This window comes from Mycetocola sp. (genome assembly GCF_046716805.1).
Lineage (GTDB): Bacteria > Actinomycetota > Actinomycetes > Actinomycetales > Microbacteriaceae > Mycetocola_A.
The window spans coordinates 38,650-50,716 of sequence record NZ_JBKJWH010000149.1 but is presented as its reverse complement, the minus strand read 5'-3'; the positions used below and the strand labels follow the sequence as shown (position 1 = coordinate 50,716).

At 66.8% G+C, this 12,067-nt stretch carries 10 protein-coding genes; 9 read left to right on the top strand and 1 reads right to left on the bottom strand.

The annotated features are described in order from the left end of the window. Window positions 1–97: 97 nt before the first annotated feature. On the bottom strand, window positions 98–1,825 hold the full coding sequence (locus ACLQ62_RS11960) for an FAD-dependent oxidoreductase (protein ID WP_411721858.1): 1,728 nt from the start codon (window positions 1,823–1,825) through the stop codon (window positions 98–100). Between the two features lie 147 nt (window positions 1,826–1,972). Here ACLQ62_RS11960 and ACLQ62_RS11955 point away from each other — a divergent pair, with 147 nt between their 5' ends. From ACLQ62_RS11955 to ACLQ62_RS11915, 9 genes are all read left to right on the top strand, one after another. Continuing rightward, window positions 1,973–2,944: a sugar-binding transcriptional regulator gene (locus ACLQ62_RS11955; protein ID WP_411721857.1), complete on the top strand. Its 972-nt coding sequence runs from the start codon at window positions 1,973–1,975 to the stop codon at window positions 2,942–2,944. A gap of 332 nt (window positions 2,945–3,276) precedes the next feature. After that, window positions 3,277–4,347, top strand: coding sequence for a bifunctional diaminohydroxyphosphoribosylaminopyrimidine deaminase/5-amino-6-(5-phosphoribosylamino)uracil reductase RibD (gene ribD, locus ACLQ62_RS11950; RefSeq protein ID WP_411721856.1), 1,071 nt, complete (start codon window positions 3,277–3,279; stop codon window positions 4,345–4,347). Window positions 4,348–4,349: 2 nt separating this feature from the next. Continuing rightward, the gene (locus ACLQ62_RS11945) at window positions 4,350–5,009 is read left to right on the top strand and encodes a riboflavin synthase (RefSeq protein WP_411721855.1); all 660 of its coding nucleotides are present in this window, start codon (window positions 4,350–4,352) and stop codon (window positions 5,007–5,009) included. Continuing rightward, entirely contained in the window at window positions 5,006–6,322 is a 1,317-nt protein-coding gene (gene ribA, locus ACLQ62_RS11940; protein WP_411721854.1) for a GTP cyclohydrolase II, read from the top strand. Before ACLQ62_RS11945 ends, ribA begins: the two co-directional genes overlap by 4 nt. Then, window positions 6,319–6,789 carry a 6,7-dimethyl-8-ribityllumazine synthase gene (ribH, locus tag ACLQ62_RS11935; protein WP_411721853.1) on the top strand — a complete coding sequence of 157 codons (471 nt, stop codon included), beginning with the start codon at window positions 6,319–6,321 and terminating at the stop codon, window positions 6,787–6,789. Before ribA ends, ribH begins: the two co-directional genes overlap by 4 nt. A 245-nt stretch (window positions 6,790–7,034) precedes the next feature. Then, on the top strand, window positions 7,035–8,441 hold the full coding sequence (locus ACLQ62_RS11930; protein ID WP_411721852.1) for an Nramp family divalent metal transporter: 1,407 nt from the start codon (window positions 7,035–7,037) through the stop codon (window positions 8,439–8,441). A 55-nt stretch (window positions 8,442–8,496) separates the two neighbouring features. Beyond that, window positions 8,497–9,231 (top strand): FadR/GntR family transcriptional regulator, encoded by a 735-nt coding sequence (locus ACLQ62_RS11925; protein ID WP_411721851.1) that lies wholly within the window; start codon window positions 8,497–8,499, stop codon window positions 9,229–9,231. A gap of 75 nt (window positions 9,232–9,306) precedes the next feature. Continuing rightward, window positions 9,307–10,323: an alcohol dehydrogenase catalytic domain-containing protein gene (locus tag ACLQ62_RS11920; protein WP_411721850.1), complete on the top strand. Its 1,017-nt coding sequence runs from the start codon at window positions 9,307–9,309 to the stop codon at window positions 10,321–10,323. Window positions 10,324–10,572: 249 nt separating this feature from the next. Continuing rightward, entirely contained in the window at window positions 10,573–11,928 is a 1,356-nt protein-coding gene (locus tag ACLQ62_RS11915) for an MFS transporter (protein WP_411721849.1), read from the top strand. Window positions 11,929–12,067: the final 139 nt, after the last annotated feature.

Sequence of the window (12,067 nt, the reverse complement as noted above, 5' to 3'; positions counted from 1 at the left end):
TTTTCGATCCTCTGTGCAAGCTATCGAGCTTTGACTCCGCGGGACAAGAGGGTTCGGGTGAGAATGCGTGCAGGTATTCGCCCGTTCACCTGTCTTCTCAGGCGCCGGAGGTGACGTGGCGTGCGTTCAGGTGCACGCCGTGCACCGTCCGAAGGGTGTGGGCCGCCGCGTGGATCTCCGCATCGACCTGCTCGGGCGTCAAGCCGCGGGCGTCGGCGAGCAGCGAGGCGAGCTCAGCCAGGAGGCCCTCTGTCGCTCCCCCGGTGAACGCGATGCTCGTGCGTCGCTGCAGCAGGTCGAGCAGGTGCACCACGTGCTCCGTGCGGATCAGTCGGGTGATCTCCTGAATGCTGTAGTCAGGCGCGTTCCGGAGCCGGTCGTCCCCGGCCTCGGCGAGTTCTTCGATGAGGGCAGTCGCGTGCGTGCCGTACCGTTCCAACAGCTGGAGCGCCCGCGCCCGGCCGAGCTCACGGGAATTGTCTGCGAGCCAGACCTGCATCGCGGCATCCGTAGCCGGGAAGCCCGCTCCTCCGCCGATCGGCAGCCCCGCCGTCGATACGGTCCTCGGCATCCCGAGCAGGTGCAGCGCCTCGGTGGACAGGTGTTCTGCGAGCGCGCGGAACGTCGTCCACTTGCCGCCGACGAGGCTCAGCATGGTGCCGGCACCGAGCGATGTGGCGACGATGCGGTAGTCACGGGAGACGAACCCGGGTTCGAGGTCGCCGTGACCGGGAAGAGGGCGGATGCCGCTGAACCGGTAGACGATGTCATCCCGGTCGACGGAAATGGCCGGGAAGACGTGCTTCACGAGGTCGAAGAAGTAGTCGACTTCTTCTTCGGTGCAGACGGCCGGCTGGGTCGGGTCCGCATCGATGTCTGTGGTGCCGACCAGAACCTTGCCCTTGAGCGGGTAGATCAGGACGATCCGGCCGTCCTCGTGCTCGAAGAAGATTTCGCGGCCGCCGGTCGCGGCGAGCAGCTCGGGGTTGTCGAGGACGATGTGCGACCCTTTCGTGCCGCCCATCAGCGCACTCGACTGGCCCAGGGCGGTGTTCGTCAGGTCGGTCCACGGCCCGGATGCGTTGATCACGACGTCTGCGCGGAAGGAGAACTCCTCACCACTGACACCGTCGCGCAACACCACGGCGTCGTCGTCGAAGCCGACTGCCTCGACGTAGTTGGCGGCGCGGGCGTGCGGTCCGGTGTCGAGCCCGTCGCGGAGCACGTCGAGGGCGAGCCGCTCCGGGTCGTGCACGGACGCGTCGAAGTAGGTCGCCGTGTATTTCAGGTCGGGGTTGAGCTGCGGCAGGGCGGCGAGCGCTTTCTTCCTCCCGAAGAACCGATGCCGCGGCACCGAGCCGCCGTCACGCGAGAAGGAGTCGTAGAGCACGAGGCCGACCTTGATCAGCAGCGCGCCGCGTTCCTCGGGCTTACCCGACTTGTGGGTGAGGAAACGCAGCGGGGCCGAGACGATTCCGGAGAAGGTGGAAAAGATCGGCACGGTGGTTTCGAGCGGCTTCACGTAGTGCGGGGCGATCTTGAGCAGGCCGTTGCGTTCGGTGACCGACTCCTGAACGAGCCGGAACTCACCGTTCTCCAGGTAGCGGATGCCCCCGTGGATCATATGGCTGGACGCGGCAGACGCGCCGGAGCAGTAGTCCCCGCGTTCGACGAGCGCCACGTCGACACCCTGAAGGGCCAGGTCGCGGAAGGCGGCCAGCCCGTTGATTCCACCGCCGATGACAAGCACGCGGGCACGTGGACGGTTCAGCAGGGTGTTGACGGAGGCCCGCCGATTGCCTGGCTGCGTTGCTGTCTGCTTCATTGCTTCTGCTCTCCTTCGGCGACGGAACCTGGAGCTCCGGCGTTGGCCGACGGCATCCGTGTCGCGTGCTTCTCTCGTGTCCAATCGATTGTTCGGGTATATTCACCAACGTGCAAACCCGATGCACAAACGTGCAAGGAGTTCGAGATGAGTCCGTCCAAAGCCGCGCAATTGAGTCCGAAGACGAGGGACGCTCTCACTGCAGCGCAGTTGTACTACCTGCAGGATCTGACGATGGATGCCATCGCGCACGAACTCCACACCTCCCGGTCGTCGGTTTCCCGGCTCCTCGGGCACGCGCGAGAAACCGGCCTGGTCGAAATCCAGGTGCGATCTCCCCTCGACATGCCGCGCCAGCTCGAGGGTGACATCCGCGCGCGATTCGGGGTCACCGCGCACGTCGTCCCGGTTCCTGACCAGTCCAGCGACGTCGAACGACTCGACCGGGTGGCGCTCTCCGCTGCACGGATTCTCGGCGGATTCGTCGACTCCAACATGTCCCTCGGAGTGGCATGGGGGTCGACGATGAGTGCGTTGTCCCGGCACCTGCTCGCGAAGGCGACCCACAACTCCACCGTCGTACAACTCAACGGTGCCGCGAACCCGCGCACGACAGGCATCCTCTACGCCAGCGAGATTCTTCAGCGATTCGGTTCGGCGTTCGGGGCGAGCGTGCAGCAGTTCCCGGTGCCCGCCGTCTTCGACGACCCGGCCACGAAAGCAGCGCTCTGGCGTGAGCGCAGCATCAGCCGGGTCGTCGACATGCAGAAGACGCTCGACATCATCGTGTTCGGGCTTGGCTCTCCGTTCGCCGGGGTGCCGAGCCACGTCTACATCGGCGGGTACCTCGACGAGGATGACTTCGCCCAGTTGCGCGCGACAGGGGTGGTCGGCGACATCGCCACCGTCTTCTACCGTGAGGACGGCTCGAGCGACGGCATCGATCTCAACAACAGGTCAAGCGGCCCGAGCCTCGACGTCCTCCGCGGCATCGCCAGGCGGGTGTGCGTCGTCTCGGGTGAGAGCAAACTGCAGACCCTCCGTGGCGCCCTCGCCGCCGGGCTGGTCACCGACCTCATCGTCGATTCGGGAACGGCTCGGCAGATCCTGGCCGCCTGAACACGGCTGATCTCCGAACTCCGTCACATACGCGGGGAATACTGCGGGCCCGAGCGCGTTGACCATACGATAGACATAACGAATAACGTGCTCCGGGGTCGGTGAGAGTCCGAACCGGCGGTGATAGTCCGCGAGTTCCACACAGCAGTGTGCGGAATTGAACTGGTGAAATTCCGGTACCGACGGTTATGGGTCAGGTGGCGAAAGCGGCCAGGCTCGAGTCCGGATGGGAGGCAGCACGCGCGTCGCAGGATTCCCTGCACCGCGGTCGTCGACGGCGTTTGCGCTGGTCGCGGCACCCCGGGGCTCGTTCCACAACGAGAAGGAATCCGATGGCGCCCCGCCACACGACCGAGAGCAACGAGCACACTGGTGCCGGGCTCGTTGCGCCCGCGCTGGCCGATGCCATGCGCCGGGCGTTCGAACTCGCGCGCCGCGGACCGGCACGGGGGGTGAACCCCCAGGTCGGTTGCGTGCTGCTGGATGAGGCAGGCACGGTGATCGCCGAAGGGTGGCACCGCGGAGCCGGCACCGCCCACGCCGAAACCGACGCCCTGTCGCACCTCGCCCCGGGCGGCGCTCGCGGCGCAACCGCCGTGGTGACACTCGAACCCTGCAACCACACGGGCCGCACCGGCCCCTGTGCCCAGGCGCTGATCGACGCGGGCGTCGCTCGCGTCGTGTATTCGGTCGACGACCCGGGCGAACACTCGAGGAGCGGCGCCGAGCGGCTTCGCGCCGCGGGCGTCGAGGTCGTCCCTGGTGTGCTCCACGCCGCAGGCGAGGCACTGCTCGGCAGCTGGCTCGTCGCCGCTCGCCTGGGCCGCCCCTTCGTCATCGCCAAGTGGGCGCAGAGCCTCGATGGCCGCGCCGCAGCGAACGACGGCAGCAGCCAGTGGGTGACCGGACCTGAGGCTCGCGCCGACGTGCACTCCCGCCGCGCCGCAGCCGACGCCATCGGCGTCGGAACCGGCACCGTCCTGGCCGACAATCCGGCGTTGACCGCGCGCACGGCGTCCGGCACGCTGTACCCGTCGCAGCCGACACCGGTGGTCTTCGGCCGTCGCGATCTTCCCGAATCCGCCGCTCTGCACGCGCACCCGCGGCGCCCGGTCCGCTTCGACGGGCAGGACCTCGCCGCCGATCTCGCCAAGCTGCACGCGCGCGGCATCCGCTCTCTGTTCCTCGAGGGTGGGCCGACGCTGATCAGCGCGTTCATCGCCGCTGGGCTCGTCGACGAATACCTCATCTACCTCGCCCCCGCGTTGCTCGGCGGCAGCCGCACGGCCGTCACCGACATCGGGGTCGGCTCGATCTCAGACGCCAGACGGCTCGCCGTCGACAGCGTGCACACCCTCGGTGACGATCTGCTGATCATCGCCCGCCCGAAAGGACACTCCTGACCATGTTCACCGGAATCATCGAAGAGATCGGCGAGGTCACCGACGTGGACCGCACCGCGGATGCTGCGCGGATCACGGTCCGCGGACCGCTCGCCGTCACCGGGGCGAAGCACGGCGACTCGATCTCTGTGTCCGGCGTCTGCCTCACCGTCGTCGACCAGAGTTCGGACTCCTTCACCGTCGACGTGATGGCCCAGACCCTCGCCATGTCGACGCTCGACGGAGTCGAGCCCGGCCGCAGAGTCAACCTGGAACGTGCCGCCGAAGTCGGCGACCGCCTGGGCGGCCACATCGTTCAGGGGCACATCGACGGCACGGCGACGATTCTCTCGATCAGCGACGGAAGCGCCTGGCGGGTTGTGCGGTTCAGCCTCGCGGACGACCTTGCGAGGCTCGTCACCGACAAGGGGTCGATCGCGATCGACGGCATCTCGCTCACCGTCAGCGCAGTTTCCCCCGCCACCCTGGCCGAGCAGTGGTTCGAAGTGTCGCTCATCCCGGAGACCCTGACGGCGACGACCCTCGGCGCTCGCGTCGTCGGCGAGAAGGTCAACATCGAAACAGACATCCTGGCGCGGCACGTGGAGCGCATGCTCGCACTCCAGTTCGCCCAGGAACGGATGCCGACGGCACAGCCGGCCGGCGAAAGGAGCGACGCATGAGCCTCGCCACGATCCCCGAAGCGCTTGCGGCGCTCCGTCAGGGCAAGCCGGTGCTGGTCGCCGATGACGAAGGCCGCGAGAACGAAGGAGACGTCATCCTCTCCGCCGAACTCGCGACCCGCGACTGGGTCGCCTGGACGGTGCGGAACACGAGTGGTTACATCTGCGCTCCGATGACGAACGAAATCGCCGACCGGCTCGAACTGCCGATCATGGTCTCCGAGAGCCAGGATTCCCGGCACACCGCCTACACGATCACCGTCGACGCCGCCGACCGGATCACCACAGGCATCAGCGCCGCCGATCGGGCACACACGCTGCGCGCCCTCGGCAACCCGGACGCTGTGCCGACCGACCTCATCCGACCAGGGCACATCGTTCCGTTGCGCGCCGTCGACGGAGGCGTGAGGACGCGCGCCGGCCACACCGAGGCCGCCGTCGACCTGATGACCCTCGCCGGGCTGACCCCCGTCGGCGCGATCTGCGAGGTCGTCGATGACGACGGCAACATGATGCGACTGCCTGGGCTCATCGCCCTCGGCGAACGTGACGGCCTGCCGGTGATCACCATCGCCGCGCTCATCGACTACCTGAACACCCGCGAGTCGGCCCCGGCGGCATCCGCCGGACCGATTCCTTCTGCCGACTTCGCGATCGACGACCGCGAACCCGTCACCCGGGCATCCGCCGTGCTGTTCGAGGTCGAGACGAACGTGCCGACAACGCACGGCACCTTCCGCATGCGCGCCTACCGTGACCGCAACACCGGCGCCGACCATGTCGCCATCCTCGCCGGCGACCACACCGCGCCAGGCGCCGTCGTCCGGGTGCACTCGGAGTGCCTGACGGGTGAGGCGTTCGGCTCGCTCAAGTGCGAATGCGGCCCCCAGCTCGACACCGCCCTCGACGCCATCCAGCGCCACGGCGGCATCGTGGTGTACCTGCGCGGCCACGAAGGCAGAGGCATCGGCCTGATCAACAAGCTGCGGGCGTACCAGCTGCAGGAGGACGGTCTCGACACCCTCGACGCCAACCTCGCGCTCGGCCTCCCGGCCGACGCCAGGGACTACGCGGCAGCCACGTCGATCCTCCACGACCTGGGAATCACGAGCATCCGGCTCCTCACCAACAACCCGGAGAAGGTGCGTCAGCTCGAGGAGTACGGCGTCACGGTGACCGAACGGGTTCCGCTCGTCGTCGGCGTCGGCGCTTTCAACGAGACCTATCTCGAAACCAAACGTGACCGAATGGGCCACGAATTCACACCGACAGCAATTACGGCCGCAGGCCAGGAAAGCAGGACAACATCATGAGCGGTGAAGGATCCCCCGAACTGAACGTCGACGGCACCGGCCTCGACATCGTCGTCATCGCCGGGCACTGGCATGAGGAGATCACCAACGGGCTGATCGCCGGCGCGAGGAGCGCACTCGACGAGAGCGGGGCATCGCACCGCCTCGTGCGCGTTCCGGGCAGTTTCGAGCTCCCGGTCGCTGCCAAGGCGGCGCTCGAGGCCGGCGCCGACGCGGTCGTCGCCCTCGGCGTGATCATCCGTGGTGGAACCCCGCACTTCGAGTACGTGTCGGATGCCGCGACATCCGGCCTCACGAACGTCTCGATCCAGACCGGCAAACCGGTCGGATTCGGGGTGCTCACCCTCGACGATGAACAGCAGGGCCTCGACCGTGCCGGACTGCCGGGCTCGAAGGAAGACAAGGGACGCGAGGCTGCTGAAGCGGCCGTCGCGACCGCTCGGCTTCTGCGGGATCTTCGGGCCTGAGCACGCCGGGCGTCCGCTCCGACCCGTGCGCGGGCTCGGACCGGACGCTGGCTGTGAGCACCACTTCACGCACTCCGGACCGGAACACCCGGCACACCGAATGAACCCGTCCGCACCGCGTGAAAACGCCGCACCACACGGCATCCGCTGATGGGCCGCCTCGATTTGGGACCTATCGTACTAGCTGATAGGTTGGCTTCCGCGTAAGGCGGAGGTCGCCAACGCCGGCTGGCAAGGAGGCCATTATGACGACACCCACCACAACGGATGCGACGACGTCGATCCGACGTTCCGACCCCTACATCGTTGACGGAACGCAGATCAAAGAACCGCCGAAGAACCTGCTCGGCCGCTTCCGCTTCCTCGGCCCGGGGATGATCACCTCGGCAGCCGTCGTCGGCTCCGGCGAGCTCCTGACGGCGACCGCCCTCGGCGCACAAGCCGGCTTCATGCTGTTCTGGCTCGTCTTCGTCTCGACCTTCGTCAAGGTCTGGGTGCAGATCGAACTGGCCAGGTGGACGATCTCGACCGGCCGTGTCGCTCTCGCCGGCTACGACGACGTCCCACCGCGAATCGGTAAGCGCGGCTGGATGGCCTGGCTCGTCCTGCTCATGTTCGTCCAGTTCCTCACCAGCCAGGCCGGAGTCATCAGCGCGGCGGCGTTCGCCTTCAGCACCCTGTTCCCGATCGGTGGCGAGCCATACTCGCTGCTCTCGATCGGCACCTGGGTCGCGATCCTCGCCGGCCTCGCCATCCTCATCCACCTGGCGAACAAGTACGCCATCGTCGAGCGGGTGTCCACTGTCCTCGTCTTCGCTGTGACGGCATTCGCTGTCACCATGGTGTTCCTCATCCAGGGCACCGAGTTCGCCTGGTCCGGCGCAGATCTCGCCGAAGGCTTCCAGTTCAATATCGCGATCGGCGCCGTCGGCATCGCCCTGGCCATGTTCGGACTCACCGGAGTCGGCGCTGGCGAGATGACGGCATACACGTACTGGTGTGTCGAAAAGGGATACGCAGCATGGACAGGCCCGAAGGACGCAACTGAGGCCTGGGAGCGCCGCGCCCGCGGTTGGATCTCGGTGATGAAGGTGGACGCCTGGGTCTCCTGGGTCATCTACACCGTCAGCACGGCTGCCTTCTACATGCTCGGTGCTGCTGTTCTGCACCCGCAGGGCATTGTTCCTGCTGGCACCGAAGTGATGACGACTCTCTCCGGCACCTTCGAAGCGGGAATCGGCGCATGGGGTGCGACGATCTTCCTGCTCGGCGCCGGCCTGGCGTTGTTCAAGACCATCATCGCGAACGTTCCGAGCCTCGGACGTCAGATCGGCAACACGCTCTCCCTCTTCGGCGCCTTCGACTGGTTCAACCAGGACCAGCGGGACCGCTGGATGCGATGGATCATGATCATCCTTCCGCTCGTCTGGGGACTGTTCGGCACCATCGTCTCCTCGCCTCTGCCCCTCGTGCTCCTGGCCGGCGTGCTCAACGCGATCTTCCTCATCGGCGTTGCGATCGCCACGATCTACCTGTCACGCACCCAGACGGACCCGCGCGTGAAGGACGGCAAGCCGACAACGGTGATGCTTCTCATCTCGGCGTTGTCCATCACCTTCGTCGGTGTCATGGGATTGATCAACACGTTCTAGGGCTGCGCTCGCGGCGGATTGGTTTCACGGTGCTCTTATGCCTACGCTTGCAACCGTGTCAACCGATCTCATCCGCGAGCCCCTGACCGCCCAGGTGCACCGCGCCCTCATCGAGTACATCGATGAGGCGCGGCTCGCACCGGGCGATGCGCTGCCGTCGACCGCGGCGCTCAGCGAACGCTTCGGCGTCTCGCGCCCGGTCATTCGCGAAGCGTTGAGCGCGCTGGCAGCGCTCGGACTCATCGAGTTGTCGAACGGCCGCACTGCGGTCGTTCGACAGCTCGATTCGCATCTGGTCGCCCTGTTCCTGTCGCGAGCCATCCGCACCTCTCCCGAACCGCTGACGACGCTCATGGAGTTGCGGGCACCGCTCGAGATCGAAGCGGCTCAGCTTGCCGCGACCCGGTCGACGATCGCTCAGCGCGAGTCCCTGGTGGCACTCGAGGCTGAGATGCGCGAAGCCGTCGGCGACGCGAGGCTCTACGTCGAACTCGACCTCGAATTGCATCGGCGAATCGCTGAGTCGAGCGGTAACCCGGCGTTGCTCGGGGTGACGGATGCCGTTCGCAGTCACGTCTTCGAAGCCATGACCCGGCTGCGTTCCCACCGCGAGGTTATGGGTCTGGTCGGAAGCGAACACGCCGAACATGCCCGGATCATCGAAGCCATCGCGGCAGGCGAATCCGAAGCCGCCTCAGCGGCGATGCGCCTGCACATGGAGACGACGGCACTTCTGGTTCGCGCGATCGAGGCGGAGATTGCGACACCGGAACCCCAACCTGTCATATAGGCAGATAGGTCTGCTATTCTGGCCAGGTGCCGACGACGACCTCTCGGCCCCGACACCCTTGCTGGAAGGCTCCCTATGCGCGTCCTCGAACTTCATGCGGCAGGAGACCTGCGGCTCTCCACCCGCCCCTCCCCCACTCTCGACCCCGAGCAGGTCCTGGTCCAGGTAGCTTGGGCGGGAATCTGCGGCTCTGACACCTCGTACTGGAAGTCCGGCCGGTCCGGCAGCGCGGTGCAGGAGCATCCGTTCGTGCTCGGTCACGAGCTCTCCGGCACGGTGATCGCGGTCGGCGAGTCCGTCAGCACGGTCAGCGTCGGCACGGCAGTGACCGTACACCCGGCGTCGACGATCGGGCCGCTGCCCGATCGACTGGCTGGGCGCTCCAACCTGCACCCGCAGCTGTCCTACCTGGGATCTGCCGCCGTGTCGCCGCACCGCGATGGGGCATTCGCCGAAGAACTCGCGGTTCACGCCAGCCAGATCCGGCTGATCCCCGCCGGCTTGAGCAAACGCAGGGCCGCGCTCGCGGAACCCCTCGCCGTGGCGCTGCACGCCGTCGCCCGCGCCGGCGACATCACCGGCCAGAGCGTCCTGGTCAGCGGATGCGGTCCCGTCGGCGCACTCACCATCCTGGCACTCCGAGCCGCCGGCGCAGCCCGGATCACGGCGATCGACCCGGCCGCGTCAGCCCGGGAACGGGCGCTCAAAGTCGGCGCCGACGAGGTGCTCAACGTCGGGCAGCCGGTTCCTAGCGAGTATCCGGTCGCGTTCGAAGCGTCTGGCGCCGGCGCGTCGCTCGCCCACCTGATCCGGACGGTCGCCGTCGGCGGCACCATCGTGCAGGTCGGCAATCTTCCGCTCGATCCGATCTCGATGCCGCTCAGCTCGCTGGTGAGTCGTGAACTCGACCTGCGCGGCTCGTTCCGCTTCCACGACGAGATGGACCGTGCTCTCGCCGTGCTGGCCGAGACGCCCGCTGCCGACGAGCTCATCACTCACGCCTTCGGACTCGATGAGGTATCGACAGCCTTCGGCGTCGCCACCAACGGCGAGGCCAGTTGCAAGGTGCTGCTCGAATTCGACGGCTCCTAGCGGCAAGCATCCGCCTCTCCGCCTGATTCCCGCGCCGTTCGTGCGCCTCGCTGCCGGCCGGCACGGGGCGCACGACCGGCGGGCACAGCGCCCTGCGCACGCGCCCCGATTTTTGCCCTCAAGATTTCTGCGTCTAGGCTGGGAAAGTTGCGCCACAAGCTCGACGACTCACTATCATTCAGCCTTTTGGGGTGGCAGACGCGACCGGCCCGCGCCTCCAACGGCCCAGCTCCTCGACGAGAAAGCACCATGTCAGTCTCAGCCACCGTCACTCCAACTGCTCCCGCCAATCCGAAATCCCGGGTCATCCTCGCGTCCCTCATCGGCACGACAATCGAGTTCTACGACTTCTACGTCTACGCCACAGCGGCGGTCCTCGTCTTCCCCCACCTCTTCTTCCCCGCAGGCAACGAGACCACAGCCCTGCTGTCGTCGTTCGCCATCTTTGGTGCCGCGATGGTCGCCCGCCCGCTCGGCGCCATCTTCTTCGGGCACCTCGGCGACAAGGTCGGCCGCAAGACGACACTCGTCGCGGCGCTGCTCACCATGGGAATCGCGACGTTCCTCATCGGGCTGCTTCCGACCTACCTCGTCATCGGCTGGTTCGCCCCGCTGCTGCTCGTGATCCTGCGCCTCGCCCAGGGCTTCGCGCTCGGCGGCGAGTGGAGCGGTGCCGCGCTCGTCGCCACCGAGAACGCTCCAGAGGGCAAGCGCGCCTGGTACGGCACGTTCCCGCAGCTCGGAGCACCGATCGGCTTCATCATCGCCAACGGCCTGTTCCTCTTCATCGCCTTCCTGCTGCCGTCGAACGACCCGTCGCGCCCGTCGGACGCGTTCCTCGACTGGGGCTGGCGCATCCCGTTCCTGTTCTCCGCCGTCATGGTCATCGTCGGCCTCTGGGTGCGGCTCAAGCTTGTCGAGAGCGACGCCTTCACCAACACCGTGAAGTCCGGCAAGGTCGTCAAGCTTCCGCTCGGACTGGTCTTCAAGAGCCACTGGCGTGAGCTCATCCTCGGCACCTTCTTCATGCTCGCCACCTACGTGCTGTTCTACCTGATGACCACGTTCTCGCTCAGCTACGGCCGCGCACCGGTCGACCCCGCCGCGGGCCAGCAGCCCGGCCTCGGCTTCAGCTACAACACCTTCGTGCTGATGCTCATCGCCGGCGTGGTCTTCTTCGGGATCTTCACGCTCGTGTCAGGCCCGCTGGCCGACAAGTTCGGCCGTCGCAAGACGCTCATCCTCGTCACGCTGGGCATCATCGTCTTCGGTCTGCTCTGGGTTCCGCTGCTCGGCGCCGGCTTCGCCGGAGTGATGCTGTGGCTCATCGTCGGCTTCAGCCTGATGGGTATGACCTTCGGACCGATGGGTGCCCTGCTGCCCGAGCTGTTCCCGACCAACGTGCGCTACACCGGCTCGGGAATCTCCTACAACGTGTCGTCGATCCTCGGTGCCGCTGTGGCTCCGTTCATCGCGGTCTGGCTGTGGGCGATGGCAGACGGAAGCCCGTTCCTCGTCGGCGTCTACCTCTCCGCCATGGGTGTCATCACCCTGATCGCGCTGATCCTCGGCAAGGAAACGAAGGACATCGACATCGACCGCTAGGTCTTTTCTTCACAGAACGGATGCCGTTCCTCGCCACGCGAGGGACGGCATCCGTCGTTGACCGCCACGCCTTCACCCGTTCCGGACCGCAGCACCCGGCGCGCCGCAGGACCCCGTCCGCACTGAGTGAATTCGTGCG

Excerpts from the sequence above, each read along its gene's own strand:
- ACLQ62_RS11960 (WP_411721858.1), bottom strand. The coding sequence starts at position 1,825 with ATGAAGCAGACAGCAACGCAGCCAGGCAATCGGCGGGCCTCCGTCAAC.
- ACLQ62_RS11955 (WP_411721857.1), top strand. The coding sequence starts at position 1,973 with ATGAGTCCGTCCAAAGCCGCGCAATTGAGTCCGAAGACGAGGGACGCT.
- ribD (WP_411721856.1), top strand. The coding sequence starts at position 3,277 with ATGGCGCCCCGCCACACGACCGAGAGCAACGAGCACACTGGTGCCGGG.
- ACLQ62_RS11945 (WP_411721855.1), top strand. The coding sequence starts at position 4,350 with ATGTTCACCGGAATCATCGAAGAGATCGGCGAGGTCACCGACGTGGAC.
- ribA (WP_411721854.1), top strand. The coding sequence starts at position 5,006 with ATGAGCCTCGCCACGATCCCCGAAGCGCTTGCGGCGCTCCGTCAGGGC.
- ribH (WP_411721853.1), top strand. The coding sequence starts at position 6,319 with ATGAGCGGTGAAGGATCCCCCGAACTGAACGTCGACGGCACCGGCCTC.
- ACLQ62_RS11930 (WP_411721852.1), top strand. The coding sequence starts at position 7,035 with ATGACGACACCCACCACAACGGATGCGACGACGTCGATCCGACGTTCC.
- ACLQ62_RS11920 (WP_411721850.1), top strand. The coding sequence starts at position 9,307 with ATGCGCGTCCTCGAACTTCATGCGGCAGGAGACCTGCGGCTCTCCACC.
- ACLQ62_RS11915 (WP_411721849.1), top strand. The coding sequence starts at position 10,573 with ATGTCAGTCTCAGCCACCGTCACTCCAACTGCTCCCGCCAATCCGAAA.